The sequence below is a fragment of the Sutcliffiella horikoshii genome, from assembly GCF_021991925.1.
Taxonomy (GTDB): domain Bacteria; phylum Bacillota; class Bacilli; order Bacillales; family Bacillaceae_I; genus Sutcliffiella_A; species Sutcliffiella_A horikoshii_F.
This window is the reverse complement of sequence record NZ_RXZI01000001.1, coordinates 92,186-108,448: the sequence shown is the minus strand read 5'-3', so window position 1 is coordinate 108,448 and position 16,263 is coordinate 92,186. Positions and strand designations below refer to the sequence as shown.

Below are 16,263 nucleotides of genomic sequence, written 5' to 3'. Positions count from 1 at the left end.
ATATTTCCCATGTTGCAACGAAATGGAAACCTCACTTTTTCCCAATTTTGATAGTAACTCCTTGTTTCCTTGGCATTTTAGATATTCGTTTTCTAGGGTGGGGGATTGAGCGTCCTCCATTGCTTATAGTTTCTAAAGCTACGGCTATTGGTCTTACGCTTCCACTCCAGTCAACAAGGACTACATTTATTTAAGAACCATTAGCTTATATTCGCTAATTCCTAGAGGAATGTATTAAACGTTGCCTTCACTGGAAAACAAAGTAATAATAGAAGTATAACAAAACAGGAGAGGTAAAATTATGAGCCACCAAGAAATTGAAATTGAATTTAAAAACCTACTGACCTTTGATGAATTCACATCTCTCTGTTCGGCATTCAAAGTGAATTCGACAGACTTTTTTTCTCAAGAGAATCACTATTTTGATACTCCTGCTTTTTCATTAAAAGAAAAAGGATGCGCGCTACGCGTTCGAAAAAAAGGGGACAACTTCACCCTTACACTGAAACAACCAGCCACTGAGGGTTTATTAGAAACACATCAGTCAGTTTCTGAAAAAGATTTCCTATCCATGAAGGAAGAAACAGAAGGCTTGATCGAAGGACCCATCTCGACTATTTTAAAGGATGAGCTAAAAGTTGACCCTACTGAAGTGCTTTATTTTGGATCATTAAAAACAAACCGGGTGGAACTTCCTTATAAGGATGGACTTCTAGTCCTTGATGAAAGCAACTACATGGAAACCAGCGATTTTGAAGTAGAATTTGAAGTGAAAAATTATGCGGAAGGGGAAAAACTGTTCCATGAGCTTCTGACCTCTTATGGCATTCCACTTCGTGAGACGAAGAATAAAATTGTCCGTTTTTATGAAGCAAAAGCGTGTTCGTTGGCAGCGAAAGGGGATTCAAAATGAACGTAGAACAACTCAGGTCTATGATGCAGCTGCAGGCAATGAAAAGCTTTCAAGGAAAGGGAACGTTGAATAACGCCGGATCCGAGCATCCCTTTGCTTCTATTTTGGAAAGTTTTTTAGATAATGAAAATGGAAGCTCCTCTTTGCCTGGACAAAATTTTGGTCCAAATACTCCTTTTCCCTATACACATCCGTTAAATAACGCAGTACTTCCTCACGGATCTTCCAGCTATTTACAGACTGCTGCTAAGGGTAGCTTGGAAGGAGCTTCTTTAACAGGTGTGAACATAAGTCCAGCTAAACGCTCTGACTTTGACGAAATTATCAAGGAAGCCTCTGAAAGATATGGTGTTGATCCGAAGCTAATCAAATCCATTATCCAGCACGAGTCTAATTTCAACCCTGCTGCTGTAAGTCATGCAGGAGCAGCCGGCTTGATGCAACTTATGCCGCTAACCGCTAAAGGGTTGGGCGTAACGAACTCAATGGACCCAAGGCAAAATATAATGGGTGGCACCAAGTATATCCGTCAGATGCTGGACAAGTACAACGGCAATCTTACACTCGCCCTTGCAGCATATAATGCCGGCCCTGGAAATGTGGATAAGTATAACGGAGTACCACCTTTCAAGGAAACGATGAATTATGTCCGAAAAGTAACCGGCAGTTTTCATGCCTAACTAGTTCAATCCCAAACCACTTGTCCATAATGGCACGAGTGGTTTTTTAATGTTTCTTAAAAATCAGGTGATCTTAGAGGAAGGCGCGAAGATTCCTGCAGGAGGAGGAAGAAGCGACTGGAAAGTAAATCAACTGTTACTCGTTAAACCTCTCCTCCCTCCAATCTTCCTTATTTCCCTGTTTTTTGCAAGGGTGGAATCGAATTGTTTGAGATATAATAACCACATTGCTAAAATATACATACAATCGTTACTTTGAATTTGATAGGAGTTAAAAATGATGGATAACATACAATCACCTTTTGAAGCTGTTGGCGGAGAACAAGTTATTGATGAACTTGTAGATGCATTTTACGATCGTGTTGGTCGCCATCCCAGTTTAGCTCCGATTTTTCCGAATGATTTAACGGAAACGGCAAGAAAGCAAAAACAATTTCTGACCCAGTATTTAGGCGGCCCACCGCTATATACAAGTGAACACGGACACCCGATGTTACGTGCGCGTCATATGCCTTTTGAGATTACACCGAAGCGTGCGAAAGCATGGTTGGCATGTATGGAAGAGGCGATGGATGAAATTGGACTTGAGGGTTCATATCGAAAGGAATTTTTTCAGCGTTTAGTTTTAACGGCTCAACATATGATTAATACCCCAGACAAACCTGAAGAAAAGGAAGATTCATGTGACCTGTAAAGATAAGAGATCATTTTATTTAAAGAACATACAGCATACGACCAATAAACCGATAGAAATTTACTTCTTCATCGATCCCCTCTGTCCGGAGTGCTGGGCATTGGAACCGATGCTAAAGAAGCTATATGTACAATACGGTCAATATTTCACGATCAAACATATCGTGACCGGGCAACTAACTTCCCTTAACCTAGCGAAAAAGCATTATGCTGCTTCCATGGCACAAGTTTGGGAACGCACCGCGACCCGCTCGGGCATGTCCTGTGATGGGTCCTTGTGGCTTGAGAATCCGATAGAGTCTCCATATGTCGCATCTGTTGCTATAAAGGCCGCCGAGCTTCAAGGACGCAGGGCAGGAATTAAATTCTTGCGAAAGTTGCAAGAGGTTCTATTTCTTGAGAAACAAAACATTTCTGAATTGCCTGTTTTAATGGAGTGTGCCGAGTCGGTTGGACTTGACATGGAGGAGTTCACAAAGGATATGAACGGGGATTGTGCATCCAAGGCGTTAAACTGTGATTTCAAAATCACAAATGAAATGGAAGTTTCTGAGATCCCGACACTTGTCTTCTTTAACGAAAATATTGAAGAAGAAGGCATTAAGGTTTCCGGCTACCATTCCTATGAGGTATATGTCCATATTCTACAGGACATGCTCGGGGAACAACCATTTCCAAAAATATTGCCTCCATTAGAGGATTTCCTATCACAGTTCTCGTTTGTAGCAACAAAGGAAATATCTGTTGTATATAACCTTCCGATTGTGGAAGTGGAACATGAATTAAAGAAGCTTCAACTGGCACAGCGTGTGGAAAAAGTTCCTGTAAAGTACGGGACGTTTTGGAGATATATTGCTAATTGATAGTAATGCAGAGAGCGGAGAGGATTTTATTCCACTTCGCTTTTTTGTATTTCTGATTTAAGACATTTGATGAAGACCTCTATTGGGGATTTTTTATGCCTGGCAGGTCTTCATTGGGGCGACTTCTGCACTGCTTGTCTTTTTTCATGTTCAGGAAGTCTTCATTTTAGTTTTGGTGAAGGTTTAAACATAGGAAAAGCCCTGGTCAACGGGACCAGGGCTAATCTATTGTCATTAAAGACAACAAAGGGGATGGGAGAAATTTTTCACGGTCAAACAAAGGGGTATATGTTTGTTTGTGAATCGTTTCACAGTTATAAATATATCAGATGTTGTCGACTTTTGACAAGTGGTTAGACTTCTAATTCACAACATTGTCACAAACGAATTAAATAGTTTTTTTAGAATTTTTCGTAATGAAACGTAAAGCTATAACGTACAAATAACTAGTAGATGTACAAGTACATTAGAAAGGAGCTATCCCTATGTCCAAAATCCCCTTCATCCTTTGCATAGCCTTTATTCTGTTCAGCCTCTTTATTAATGTCCTTGGACTCATGAAGCTGTACCCCATCTATTTGACTTCCCCTTTGTTGTTTTTTTCTTTGTTTTTACTTATTGCATTATTGAACAACCAGCGACGTTTTAAAGGGTTTAAATAGTTTCTTTTTCCCGTCCTTTTAAAAAAGAAAACCACCTCAGCACAGAAATATCCTGGCATAAGGTGGTTCCTTTCGTACTTATTAGGAAAGCAACTCTTCCATCTCTTTCAACTTTTCCTCGAATACTTTGCACGCTTCTTCGATTGGATTAGAATCAGTCATGTCCACTCCAGCTTTTTTCAGCACTTCAATTGGATAATCAGAGCTTCCCGCTTTTAGGAATTCCAAATAACGATCAACGGCCGGCTGTCCTTCTTCTAGGATCTGCTTGCTTAGCGCCGTTGCTGCACTGTACCCAGTTGCATATTGGTACACATAATAGTTGTAGTAGAAGTGAGGGATCCTCGCCCACTCTAATCCGATTTCCTCATCAATCGTGATGTTCTCACCAAAGTATTTCTTGTTCAATTCATAGTAAGTTTCTGTTAACAGGTCGGCAGTCAATGCTTCGCCATTTTGAGCAAGCTCATGAATCTTGTGCTCAAATTCAGCAAACATCGTTTGACGGAATACCGTTCCACGGAACCCTTCTAGGTAATGGTTCAACAAGTATAGACGTTTTTTATCGTCATCAATGGTTTTTAACAAATAATCATTTAACAATGCTTCGTTACAAGTGGAAGCAACTTCCGCTACGAAGATAGAGTAGTTTCCATACGGGTATGGTTGTGTTTTTCTTGTGTAATAACTATGTACGGAATGTCCGAACTCATGGGCAAGTGTGAACAGGTTATTCACATTGTCCTGCCAGTTCATCAGGATATATGGATTTGTACCATATGTTCCGGAAGAGTATGCACCAGATCGCTTGCCTTTGTTTTCTTGAACGTCCACCCATCTGTTGTCAAAGCCTTCTTTCACAATATGAAGGTATTCTTGTCCAAGTGGTGCAAGGCCTTTCAATAAGTAATCCTTCGCCTCTTCATACGACACATTCATGTTTGCCTCTTTGACAAGTGGTGTGTAAAGGTCATACATATGCAACTCTTCTACGCCAAGGACTTTTTTACGTAGATCCACATAGCGGTGCAACAAGTGAAGATTTTTGTTGATTGTATTCACCAGGTTGTCATAGACCGTTTCTGGGATATTATTGTTGCTTAATGCAGCCTGACGGGCAGAATCATAGTTTCTTACCTTAGCTTGGAAGTTGTCTTTTTTCACAGCCCCACCAAGTGTGCTTGAAAACGTATTACGATACTGTCCATATGTTTCATATACCGCTTTGAAAGCATTTTTTCGTACTTCTTGGTCTTCGCTTTCAAGGAAACGGATATAACGGCCATGAGTGATTTCTACTTCTTCCCCACTCTCGTCTTTTACTGACGGAAATGTGATATCGGCATTATTGAGCATGCCGAATGTATTGGAGGAAGCTGATAATACTTCGGATGCTTCAGCAAGCAGCGCTTCTTCCTTAGCAGATAATACGTGTGGGCGCTGACGGTTGATTTGGTCCAAGGAATGCTCATATAGCGCTAGCTCTTTCTTTTCTTGAAGGAACTTTGTGATTTCCTCTTCCTTCATCGTAAGGATTTCAGGCACGAGGAAAGATAGGGCACTTGCCACTTGTGTGTACAAGTTTGTCGCTCGATCATTCAATCCCTGGTAGAAAGAATTGGTCGTATCTTGGTCATAACGCATATGGGCATATGTATAGAGTTTTCCTAATCGACTGGAAATCGAATCTTGATATTGCAATGCTTCGTATAAGGTATCTGCGGATTCGGAAAGCTTGCCTTCATAATCCTTGATTTTTGCAATCATACCCTTTACTTCTTGAAATTCTTTTTCCCAAGCCTCATCACTTGAGAAAATATCTTCTAATCTCCATGTATCTTCCACAGAAATTTCTTTTCGTTCTTGTAGTTTCTTAACAGCAGTTTGTTCCGCCATTGTTAAACCCCCTTTGAAAATAAAAAGTGCATCCTTATTAATTATTCGACGCTACCTTAGTATTCCCTTTTTTCTTTTAATAATCGGTAGATTGTTTTGTTCTTAACAAGCTTTCCAGAACTAACCGGTCCTGTAAATGTGCTTGCTCCAATGATGATAGAGGCAAAATCATTTGGAGCACACGGTAGATCGTTGGCGTTTCTCTTTTTAACACACCTATTTCCACTAAAACATTCATATATTCCACAATCGCATCCTCATAGGAACCTGCTTTCACCAGTGGTAAATCTCTTAATGTAATATCGGAAGCCTTTAAACGGAAACGGAAATTTTTTAACACAGAAGATAAGTGGATCAATGAAAAAGTAGGAGCTTGGTAGATAGAGTCAAAATATAACCATGCCTGCCATTCAATAAGGGAAGTGTGGATATGATAAAAGGATGATACCGGGAGACCAATTTCTGCCGGGAAAAGGGACAAGGGAATTGTCATCTTCCCGTAGCAGTAACTTCTAAGTTTCTGGTGGGGTTTATAAAACGAATATTGATACCTCCATTTCTTTTTATAGTGAAGGAAGTGCTCTTTCCATAATGGAGAGTGTTGTTTTATAAAGTTGGGCTTCTCTAACCAATGTTCACTTGGTTGAGAGTTCAAATACGTGGTGGAACTATTAATGGAGAAAATAGGTCGGTGGTAGGAAAACATGGAACGTTTTGGACAAAAACTCAAGATGAATGGTGGACTTTGTGGAGAAGGCCTTTGGAGAAACCGCCATTGAAAGGGTGATAATTTGAGCGGGGAAACGTTCCTGTCTTGCGGCACCAGAAATTGGCGTCCGATGATCCAGATAGGGTGGATCCCTTCTTTTTCATAGAGTTTTGTGCGCCTATTGAAATCTGCTGCAGAAAGGTTAGAACATTGAAACTCAAAAGCATATCTGCCATAGTCTGTTTCCATGTATACATCTGCGCGTTGATTGGTGTTCGGAATGTGATGTTCTAGAATTGGTTGGTTGTATGGAAGGAAACTTTCATATAATTTAACTTTTCCCTCAAGATGATATGGGCTTTCGGGATCGGAGGATGCTGTGCAGGAGTTAAACTGATGGGCAAAGTGGATTCGGCGGACCTGACCTTGTTTAAGTAAAAGTGCGCTATTACAGGCCGGGCAATAAAAGGATTCCCCTTTAGTGATACGTTCCAACTCGTCTATTCTTTTACAATCCAAGAGGGAAAAGTAGGAACCATCTCTCTTTTTGGCAACAAACATGTAAACACCCTTTCCTATTCAAATTTTCTTTCCTCTGTTTCTTTTCGTCATCATAAGACAAATTCCTGCAAAAAACTTCAAAAAAAATAAAATGCCGGGAAATCCAGCATTTTAGACTGTTGACAAACTATAAATTAGTTAGGTTATCTGTTGGAAAAGTTGATTTTCGTGGCAGGAGCTTCGCTTTCCGCGGGCGGTCCAGAAGCCTCCTCGGGCTACGCCCTGCGGGGTCTTCCCTGTCCCTTCCTCCCGCAGGAGTCTCCGCTCCTTCCACTGCGATCAACTAGAGAATTTTATCATTTTTGGATTTTGTCTACACACTAAAATGCCGGGAAATTCGGCATTTTATTTTTTGCCTATAGCATAAACCTATAGTAGTGGTGACGCCAATCGTGACAAGGATTCAAACACCTTTTGATAAAATGGACGGTTTGCGAATACCTCTTTCGCAATCGGTTTTGCATCATGCAGGTCCTGCTCATAATCCTCCACCAGTGTCTCCACACTATCCGTATTATAAAGGAAAGCATTCACCTCGAAATTCAAATGGAAGCTTCGCATGTCCATATTGGCAGTCCCGATGGAAGCAACTTGATCATCTACAATCACTACCTTGCTATGGAGAAATCCTTTTTCATATTGAAAGATTTTCACACCTGCCTCCATCATTTCAGGAAAATAGGATCTGGAAGCATAATAGACAATTCGCTTGTCCGGCCTTTTCGGTACAAGCAACCTTACATCCAATCCACTTAAAGCTGCCACCTTGAGAGCGGTAAAGATATCGTCATCGGGTACAAAATAAGGAGATGCGATCCAAATGGACTTTCTTGCAGAAGTGATCATGGAAAAATATAAGCTCTTAATTACTTCCCATTCCTGATCCGGTCCCCCCGCTATCATCTGAACGCCGCCATGTTTTTTCTCATCGGCAGGTGTTGGGGTCAGATAGGTTGGGGTAAGGAGGGATTCGTCGGTTGCATAATACCAGTCCTGCAAAAAAATGAGCTGAAGGGTCCTTACTGCTTCCCCTCTCACATAAAGGTGCGTGTCCCTCCAAAAGCCAAAGTAATCATCCCGTCCAAGGTATTCATCCCCTATGTTCAGTCCTCCCACAAATCCTACCTCCCCATCCACCACTATTATTTTGCGGTGATTACGGAAGTTAATTTTGTTATTGAATACTGGTATCCTGACTGGAGAAAAGGAGATGATCTCCACTCCTGCAGCACGAAGTTCCTTTATGTATCTACTCCCTAATTGGAAGCTGCCCACTGCGTCGAATAGAAACCTTACCTGCACGCCGCTTTTAGCCTTTTCGATGAGTAACTCCTTTATCTGTGTGCCGATCTCATCGTCCCTAACAATATAATATTCAAAATGAATGTGATGTTTTGCCTTGCTGATTTCCTCCAGTATTTTCGTGAAGGTCTGATTTCCATTTGTCAGTACCACGGTCTCTGTCTCAAAGGAAATGGGACTTCTGCCAATGTTTTGCGACAATTGGAACATCATTTTCTTGCTTTCATCAAGAAGACGCATATCTTCTTCTGAATACTCCCTTGATCCTTCCACCTCTTCAAGCACTTCTTTATCTAGTAATGCTTTTCTTTGGAATAGTCTTCGTTTCCTTACATTTCTTCCAAAAATCAAGTAAAAAAAGAAACCAAGGACAGGGAAACTTCCAAGAACGACAAGCCATGTCAACGTTCTCGTAGGGTGTCGGTTTTCAAGTGAGATTAAGAAAGCAATAAAAACGACGGATATCGTAAAAAATACGGAAATGGATCCGAGTAGCCATCCTTCCCAAAGACCTTGAGTGGCGAATAAAATTGCCCCGATGACTAAAATAAATACTATAACCCGAATGGTGTTTTTCAAATGAATCTCATCTCCTCATCCAAAAGCAAAAGTGCTCTAATCAATTAAACTATCCTGAATTTGAAAAAAACCGATTTCAACATCGTGAAATCGGTCTTCCATTATTTTAAAGGAAAATGTTTGGTCATTTCCTTCATTGCGTCATCCTTGGCAACTTCCGATCCATACTCTTGCAGACGGTGAATGGAGATGGCCGATTCTTCCCCAAATTCGAGTAATACACTTAACACATTATCGATTTCTTCATCGGTATAGTGTTCACTTGAAAAATCAACATAGAGATAGTAGTTCTTCTCATAGAAGTACAGATCGTTATTGAGATTCTCTAGGTGTTGCAGACGATGACTAGCAGAAATGATGTACTCCAAATCTTTGAATCGGACCATGAACTGAAGAAGATCTTTTTCCTCATCCAACTTTTCGTCCTTTGATTCTTCAGTTTTTGCCGCGGAATTGAAATGTTGGTCCAGGAGTGCCTCTATTCTTTCATCGACTGGAATGTCAATTCGCTTATCATCTGATACTGGGACTTCAAAGTTCTTCCCATCCTTTGAAAGTTGCGCTCGGGTAACAATGACTTCCAACCCTTTATCAAGGGCCTGAACCTGGATCCATAGTGGTCCTTCCACCATAAAATCCTCTTCATCATGTGCCTCATCCATCATTTCCCAGAATAGTTCTTCACTGCGTTCACGGTTATACCAGATTTCCTCACGGTCAAATCCGCGCTCCTCTATATCACCATATGAAATGTAAAACTTTACTGTATGATCATTGATACGTTCTATTTCCATTCTTAACAACTCCCTTCTGAATAGGTAAATGATTAGCGTGCTCTTTTTCGAACAAACCTCATATTGATAAATGCTTTTCATGAGATATGTCAGTCTCTTATTGTCCGCTCCTCATTTTCCTCCGTCTTTCCTTGGAAGGGACCCTCCACAATTTTCTTATACCTTATTGTTTCAATTTATCCATTTAGCATAGTGAGTAAACCTATAATCTATGCAAAAAGAAAAGCATATGCGGTTGGTTCCGGTCCATTTAGGCAAAAAACATAGATAGTATGCATCCTGGTTAGAGACGATTTGTGACCTCAAGTACCCAGCCTTCTAAGCTGTACCATGACCGCAACATATATAAAGCACATTGTACTATAAAGATTTATACTTGTACTGTTATTTTATGATAAAAAAAGGAAGAATGGAAACAAAAATGCTCACAATTTAAAAAATCGTTAAAATGCCTAATGTGATTAAATAATCAGTCATATTATCCCTTTTAAACCACTATATTTATATAGGACTGGGACAAGAAGGGGCGATATAGTGGAGCTAGAATTGATTACTTCCATTCTTATCATAATAGGTATTGATATTGTACTAGGCGGAGATAACGCCATCGTCATAGCACTTGCATGCAGAAATCTCCCAGAACGTTATCGAAACAAAGCAATAGTCATTGGGACACTACTGGCAATCCTTTGCAGGATCATACTGACTGTTGGAGCAGTGTACCTTTTAGCGATCCCATTTCTCCAGTTTGTTGGTGGGATATTGTTAATTTATATAGCTGTACAACTTATTATGGACCAAGGGGAAGAGGTGCTAGTAAAGGGCAGCAGCTCCCTCGGAGTTGCCATTAAGACCATAGTGGTTGCCGATATAGTCATGGGAATCGATAACGTGATGGCAGTTGCCGGTGCTGCACACGGTAATTTTTATTTGGTAATCATTGGCTTGGTATTTTCCATTCCAATCATTATATGGGGGAGTAAGATTATATTAGTGGCAATGGAGAAATATCCTATAATTATTTATTTTGGAGCAAGTATTCTATGCTACACAGCCGGTAAAATGATCATTAATGAGCCACGGGTTGCTGTGATGCTTCCAGCAGGCGACTGGCAAATGTTCTTTCCTTTTTTACTAATTGCGGGTTTGTTGGTTTATACTGGAGTCTTTAAAAGACAGCTTTTAAAGATTCGGTGAAAATGTTGCTGCTTTATCACATATTTCCGTTACAGGTGTTCGCTTATCCATTAGACAATGCTTGAGTCTCCTGACAACGCTTAGGGATAAAAAAACTTCTACATGGCATGCATGTAGAAGTTTTTTTGTTTATATTAGCTATTCACTAAGCGCTGTGCTTCTCTTAATTGGAACGTTCTTACTTTTCTTGGTAAGAAGCGTCGAATTTCATCTTCGTTGTACCCTACTTGCAGTCGTTTTTCATCTATGATGATTGGTCTTCTCAAAAGACCTGGGTGTTCTTTGATGACAGAATATAATTCTTGAAGTGGCATTGCTTCCACATTTATATTCAGTTTTTGGAAGATTTTAGATCTTGTTGAAATGATCTCATCTGTCCCGTCTTCCGTCATTCGTAAAATCTCTTTAATCTCATCGATGGATAAGGACTCAGAGAAAATGTTTCTTTCTGTATATGGAATGTTATGTTCTTCTAACCAGTTTTTCGCTTTACGACAAGAAGTACAACTTGGAGATGTATATAGGGTTACCATGAACTTTCCTCTCCTTTTTATCTAGTATTATTCGAAGAGAACATGCTGAACGTTTCTAATTGTGAATCGCTCTCAATTTGAAATTACTCTAAAGAAGTAATATCTATTGTTTATTATACACGATTTCCGACTAAAAAGGTATAGTATTTTAAAAGTCGGACGAGTTGTCACAACATGTTCAAATTTTTCCTGCTTTTACTCCCTTTAGATTTCCATTCCAGGTGTTCGCTTTCCTAGGGGCGGTGCTTGAGCCTCCTCACTTCGTTGCGGGGTCTCAAGCTACCGCTATCTCCCTCAGGAGTCTCACACCTTGCACTACAATCTAAAGGGGAAATCTTATTGACCATTTAAGTAATTTTACTTACTGCTTGCCTTACATATATTCAGACGTTTGGTTGTGGTTGAAAGTTTCATATAAAAGAAATTAGTTTCTATTCTTTTTTGTATGTTCACAAAGTGGTAACAATTGAACGCTTTCGAATACCGTCCGATAGTTAGTAATTGTAAGGGTTTGTAATACATGTTAGTTTTATATTTAGACAAGATAAGTATGAGGTGATATATGTTGAAAAAATATTGGCTGCTTCCAGCTATGTTCGTGCTCTTATTTTCAACCGCTTGCAGTCAGAAAGAGATTACAAGCCAGAATACAGAGACCAATAAAATCCCGGTTACAGTTGCTGAAGTGACTGAAAAGAATATCAGCAATACCATTGAGTTGGTGGGACTGGCTGTACCGGAAACACAAGTACCACTCCTAACTACCTCCCCCCTTACCGTCGAATCTGTTCATGTAAAAATTGGTGATATAGTAAAAAAGGGCGATTTGATTGTTTCATTGGATTCTGAAGCTGCAACCGAGCAGGTAAGTCAAGCTCAGAGTGCAGTGACAGAACTGGAAAATGCCCTTTCTAAAATGAAAGAAATGCAGCAGGCAGCTGAGAATCAGGCCTCTCTTTCTGATATACCCAAGTTACAAGAAGAATTAAACCAAAGTTTAGAAAAATCTCAAGCGCTTTTGGATGGTGTGGATACTGGAGCCGTCACTTCACTTGATTTGGTGCAAAGTACAGTTGATGTCATGGTGAAACAGGCTCAACTTGCGAATGCAGCAAGCCAGGTCCAACAGATACCCACGTTTAATACGATGGAAATGGAAGCGCAACTGAACCAGGCCCGACAAGGGTTGAAACAGGCGCAGCAGATGGCGGATGCCACCTCCATCACGAGTCCCATAGATGGAATTGTTTCAGAGCTGAATGTCGTTGCTGATGGTATTGCTTCCCCTAATGTGCCAATTGGTACGATTATTCAATTAGACAGCATCGCAGCAACCTTTCAAGTGAACAGTTACCAAGTAAGCAAGTTGAGGGCTGGTCAGGATGCAACGATTTCTTTTGAAGGGCTTTCAGAGACGTTTGAATCAAAAATCGAAACGGTCTCGCCTACAGTTAACCAACAAACCAATATGTTTTCTGTGACGATACCGATCAGTAATACCGAATTGGACATTAAAGGCGGCATGAGGGCAACAGCTTTTGTCGCGGTGGATAACCTTGAAGCACAGACGGTCGTCCCGATGGATGCCATCTTATATGAAGAAACCAATTCATATGTTTATGTCATTGAAGAAGACAAAGCAGTAAGACAAGATGTAACCACAGGCTTTAGAGACAATGAATATATGCAAATTATTGAAGGGCTGAAAAAAGGTCAAATAGTAGCTGTTAATGGAAAAGAACGCTTAAAAGACGGTGCTGAAATATCAGAACAAAGTGAGTGAACCTAATAGATGAAAATAGCGAAGCTTTCCGTATTACGTCCCATTGCCATGTCAATGGTGATTATACTTATGTTAATTCTCGGTGCCGTCAGTATGCGCGGGATGCCGGTCGATTTGTTTCCGGAACTGACGTTTCCGATCGTAGCGGTCACCACCACCTATGAGGGGGCAGGACCCGAGGAAATAGAAAATCTGATTTCTTCTCCACTGGAGGACGCCATGAGCACTCTTCCTAATGTGGAGTCTGTCACATCCATTTCCCGTACAGGGGGGTCGCTTGTTCTCGTCTCCTTCACCTGGGGTACGGACATGGACTTTGCATCGTTAGATATGCGTGAGCGCATTGATTCTGTCAGGGACTTTCTGCCTCCTGGTGCGAATCTTCCAAGAGTCCTTCGTTTTAATCCAAGCGACCTTCCAATCGTGCAGCTTGCCATAACCGATCCTTCCGGGGAAATGACAAAGGCAAAGCAATTGGCAGAACAGGATATAGAACCTCAATTGAGCAGCGTGGATGGCATTGCCTCCATTTCTGTGGAAGGTGGAGCTGAAAATGAGGTAAGGATCACCTTGGATCCCAACGCCTTGTCTTCCTTTGACATTTCCATAGATCAGTTACAGCAAATTATCGCTTCCGAAAACTTAAACCTGCCTGGCGGTTCTCTGACAGATCAGAATCAGAACCTGCCGATTAGGATAACTGGTGAATATCAATCCATCCTTGATATTCAAACACTTCCCATCCCCACTTCCAAAGGAGTCATTCAGCTCGACCAGCTCGGAGAAGTGAAGGAAACGTTGCAGCCGACCTCCCAGCTCAGTTATTTGAACGGGGAGCCAGCTGTAGGGATGTCCATCCTGAAGCAGTCCGGAAGTAACACAGTGACAGTTGCAAACAATATTGAGAAGAAACTAGATGAAATCAGGAAGACACTTCCTCCAGGGGTGGAAATCAAACCAATATTTGATCAAAGTGAATTTATCGAGAAATCCATCCGTGCAGTAGCAACCAATATGATTGTTGGTAGTTTGCTTGCAGCTTTGGTCCTATTCTTCTTTTTAAGGAATATCCGCAGTACCTTAATCATATTATTTTCGATTCCTGTTTCCATTGTCGCTACATTTATTTTCATGTACTTCAGTGGTCAAACATTGAATCTATTGACTTTGGGTGGACTTGCACTTGGAATCGGTATGATGGTGGATAACGCCATCGTCATCCTCGAAAATATATATCGACTGCGGCAAAAAGGCTATTCCATGAAGGATGCTGCCATCGAAGGGACAAGTGAGGTCGGGCCTGCCATCATTGCTTCGACTTTGACTACGGTTATCGTGTTCCTTCCTATCGTATTTGTGGATGGGTTGGCCGCTCAGCTTTTCAAACCATTGGCCTTAGTCGTATCGTTTTCTTTACTTGCGTCCTTGTTTACAGCATTGATCATTGTACCTTTGTTCTCTTCTCTTTTATTAAAAGTGAATACAAGTACATCCCGCTTTGAAGAGCGGTTTACAGGCTTTACCAATTGGTACCGGTCCATTTTGGAAAAAACATTAAGAAACCCGAAGAAAACAGTAACCTCTATCTTTATCCTTTTCCTGATTTCCTTGGCGGGCATACCGTTCATCGGAAAAGAATTCTTGCCACAACAGGATCAGAGCTTCATTTCCATGACCGTAAGATTACCGGATGGTAGCTCCCTTGATGCCACCTATGATGTCATGGAAGAAATAGACGAAAGATTGGAAGAGATATCTGAAATTGACCTTGCTTTTGTTACGGTGGGGGGAACAGACAACTTCTCCGTTTCAGCAGGGACACAGACAAACCGAGCCAATTACAGTATTCTTTTAACACCTGTAACGGACCGTAGTCGCTCTGATAAAGTCATAGGAGACGAAATCAGACAAAAGCTTGAAAATATTCCTGGAGCTGAAATTCGCCTTTCCTCCGGAGACTCAGGTTTCTCCCAAAACCCGGTATCCTTAAGTATAACCGGTCCGGATTTGACCACTCTTAAGTCTTTAGCAGACGATACCGTCAATCTTTTATCTGAAATAGAAGGAATCCGAGAGCCAACGTCAAACTATACGGAGGGCAACCCCGAAATAGTCGTGGATATCGATCGGGTGAAAGCCAGCCAGTTTGGTATTGGTAGCGGACAGATCGCCTCAGCCGTCTCTAGCGCCACGAAAGGTTTGGTTGCCACGAGAATGGCCCGGGATGGAGCAGAGTTGGATATCCGCTTGACCATCGAAGATACCTATACGGCTTCGATTGAGGACCTAGAAAAGCTGTTGATTAATACACCGACAGGAGAAAACATTCCCCTTCAAGCTGTTGCGACGGTAGAAAGAGGCCAAGGTCCAAGTCAGATTTCAAGGACGAACCGGAACCGTGAAATTACAGTCAATGCCGACATCGTCAATCGTGACCTTGGAAGTGTCATTGATGATGTAGAAAAAACATTAAAAGAAAACATTTATATCCCGAACAACCAATATAAAATCACGATCGGTGGACAAGATGAACAAATGAATGACGCTTTCTTCAAGCTTGGAGGCGCATTGGCACTAGCTGTCGTACTTGTATATATGGTGATGGCCGGCCAGTTTGAGTCGTATTTCTATCCATTTATCATCATGTTTGCAGTTCCTTTAACCATAATTGGCATCATCTTTGGCCTGCTTGTCACTTCTCAGCCGCTTGGTGTGGGCTCACTCGTGGGGATGCTCATACTTACAGGGATAGTCGTCAATAATGCCATCGTATTTGTAGACTATGTGAACATGATGAAAAGGGAAGGCAAAACGACTTTGGATGCGATCCTTATCGCAGGACCTACTCGTTTGCGACCAATTTTCATGACCGCCCTGACCACCATACTCGGCCTCATCCCGTTAACACTTGGTTTCGGGGAAGGGATGGAGATTCAGCAGCCAATGGCAATCGTTATTGTATTCGGTTTAAGTTTTGCAACCATCATCACGTTGATATTAATACCGGCCGTTTATTATCTATTTGACACGTTTAAGGAAAAAAGAAGGCAAAAGAAGTTGGAAAAGCTTGATGTGTAACCAATTAGGGAGAGGATGAA

General features: G+C 41.2%; 12 protein-coding genes. 7 read left to right on the top strand and 5 right to left on the bottom strand.

Annotated elements, in window-relative coordinates; translation table 11 throughout:
* The first annotated feature begins 301 nt into the window (after positions 1-301).
* The 4 genes from EKQ44_RS00480 (at position 302) to EKQ44_RS00465 (ending at position 3,149) form a co-directional block, all read left to right on the top strand.
* Positions 302-913 (top strand): CYTH domain-containing protein, encoded by a 612-nt coding sequence (locus EKQ44_RS00480; RefSeq protein WP_237661566.1) that lies wholly within the window; start codon positions 302-304, stop codon positions 911-913.
* On the top strand, positions 910-1,593 hold the full coding sequence (locus EKQ44_RS00475; RefSeq protein ID WP_237661565.1) for a lytic transglycosylase domain-containing protein: 684 nt from the start codon (positions 910-912) through the stop codon (positions 1,591-1,593). The genes EKQ44_RS00480 and EKQ44_RS00475 overlap by 4 nt, the downstream gene beginning before the upstream one ends.
* Positions 1,594-1,870: 277 nt before the next feature.
* Positions 1,871-2,287 carry a globin domain-containing protein gene (locus EKQ44_RS00470; RefSeq protein ID WP_237661564.1) on the top strand — a complete coding sequence of 139 codons (417 nt, stop codon included), beginning with the start codon at positions 1,871-1,873 and terminating at the stop codon, positions 2,285-2,287.
* Positions 2,277-3,149, top strand: coding sequence for a ClpXP adapter SpxH family protein (locus EKQ44_RS00465; RefSeq protein WP_237661563.1), 873 nt, complete (start codon positions 2,277-2,279; stop codon positions 3,147-3,149). Before EKQ44_RS00470 ends, EKQ44_RS00465 begins: the two co-directional genes overlap by 11 nt.
* 743 nt (positions 3,150-3,892) lie before the next feature.
* Here EKQ44_RS00465 and pepF read toward each other — a convergent pair.
* The 4 genes from pepF to mecA all read right to left on the bottom strand — a co-directional run bounded on the left by pepF (position 3,893) and on the right by mecA (position 9,652).
* The gene (gene pepF / locus EKQ44_RS00460; protein WP_237661562.1) at positions 3,893-5,707 is read right to left on the bottom strand and encodes an oligoendopeptidase F; all 1,815 of its coding nucleotides are present in this window, start codon (positions 5,705-5,707) and stop codon (positions 3,893-3,895) included.
* A 76-nt stretch (positions 5,708-5,783) separates the two neighbouring features.
* Positions 5,784-6,977, bottom strand: coding sequence for a competence protein CoiA (locus EKQ44_RS00455; protein ID WP_237661561.1), 1,194 nt, complete (start codon positions 6,975-6,977; stop codon positions 5,784-5,786).
* Positions 6,978-7,346: 369 nt separating this feature from the next.
* On the bottom strand, positions 7,347-8,858 hold the full coding sequence (gene cls / locus EKQ44_RS00450) for a cardiolipin synthase (protein WP_237661560.1): 1,512 nt from the start codon (positions 8,856-8,858) through the stop codon (positions 7,347-7,349).
* 101 nt (positions 8,859-8,959) lie between these two features.
* Positions 8,960-9,652, bottom strand: a complete 693-nt coding sequence (gene mecA / locus EKQ44_RS00445; RefSeq protein WP_237661559.1) for an adaptor protein MecA — start codon at positions 9,650-9,652, stop codon at positions 8,960-8,962.
* Between the two features lie 534 nt (positions 9,653-10,186).
* Here mecA and EKQ44_RS00440 point away from each other — a divergent pair.
* Positions 10,187-10,849, top strand: coding sequence for a TerC family protein (locus tag EKQ44_RS00440; RefSeq protein ID WP_237661558.1), 663 nt, complete (start codon positions 10,187-10,189; stop codon positions 10,847-10,849).
* 134 nt (positions 10,850-10,983) lie between these two features.
* Here EKQ44_RS00440 and spxA read toward each other — a convergent pair whose 3' ends face one another.
* A complete protein-coding gene (gene spxA, locus EKQ44_RS00435; RefSeq protein ID WP_010191975.1) occupies positions 10,984-11,382 on the bottom strand; it encodes a transcriptional regulator SpxA in 399 nt (132 codons plus the stop codon).
* A gap of 562 nt (positions 11,383-11,944) precedes the next feature.
* Here spxA and EKQ44_RS00430 point away from each other — a divergent pair.
* A complete protein-coding gene (locus EKQ44_RS00430; protein ID WP_237661557.1) occupies positions 11,945-13,165 on the top strand; it encodes an efflux RND transporter periplasmic adaptor subunit in 1,221 nt (406 codons plus the stop codon).
* A 9-nt stretch (positions 13,166-13,174) separates the two neighbouring features.
* Entirely contained in the window at positions 13,175-16,243 is a 3,069-nt protein-coding gene (locus EKQ44_RS00425; protein WP_237661556.1) for an efflux RND transporter permease subunit, read from the top strand.
* Positions 16,244-16,263: the final 20 nt, after the last annotated feature.

Excerpts from the sequence above, each read along its gene's own strand:
- EKQ44_RS00480 (WP_237661566.1), top strand. The coding sequence starts at position 302 with ATGAGCCACCAAGAAATTGAAATTGAATTTAAAAACCTACTGACCTTT.
- EKQ44_RS00475 (WP_237661565.1), top strand. The coding sequence starts at position 910 with ATGAACGTAGAACAACTCAGGTCTATGATGCAGCTGCAGGCAATGAAA.
- EKQ44_RS00470 (WP_237661564.1), top strand. The coding sequence starts at position 1,871 with ATGATGGATAACATACAATCACCTTTTGAAGCTGTTGGCGGAGAACAA.
- pepF (WP_237661562.1), bottom strand. The coding sequence starts at position 5,707 with ATGGCGGAACAAACTGCTGTTAAGAAACTACAAGAACGAAAAGAAATT.
- EKQ44_RS00455 (WP_237661561.1), bottom strand. The coding sequence starts at position 6,977 with ATGTTTGTTGCCAAAAAGAGAGATGGTTCCTACTTTTCCCTCTTGGAT.
- mecA (WP_237661559.1), bottom strand. The coding sequence starts at position 9,652 with ATGGAAATAGAACGTATCAATGATCATACAGTAAAGTTTTACATTTCA.
- spxA (WP_010191975.1), bottom strand. The coding sequence starts at position 11,382 with ATGGTAACCCTATATACATCTCCAAGTTGTACTTCTTGTCGTAAAGCG.
- EKQ44_RS00430 (WP_237661557.1), top strand. The coding sequence starts at position 11,945 with ATGTTGAAAAAATATTGGCTGCTTCCAGCTATGTTCGTGCTCTTATTT.
- EKQ44_RS00425 (WP_237661556.1), top strand. The coding sequence starts at position 13,175 with ATGAAAATAGCGAAGCTTTCCGTATTACGTCCCATTGCCATGTCAATG.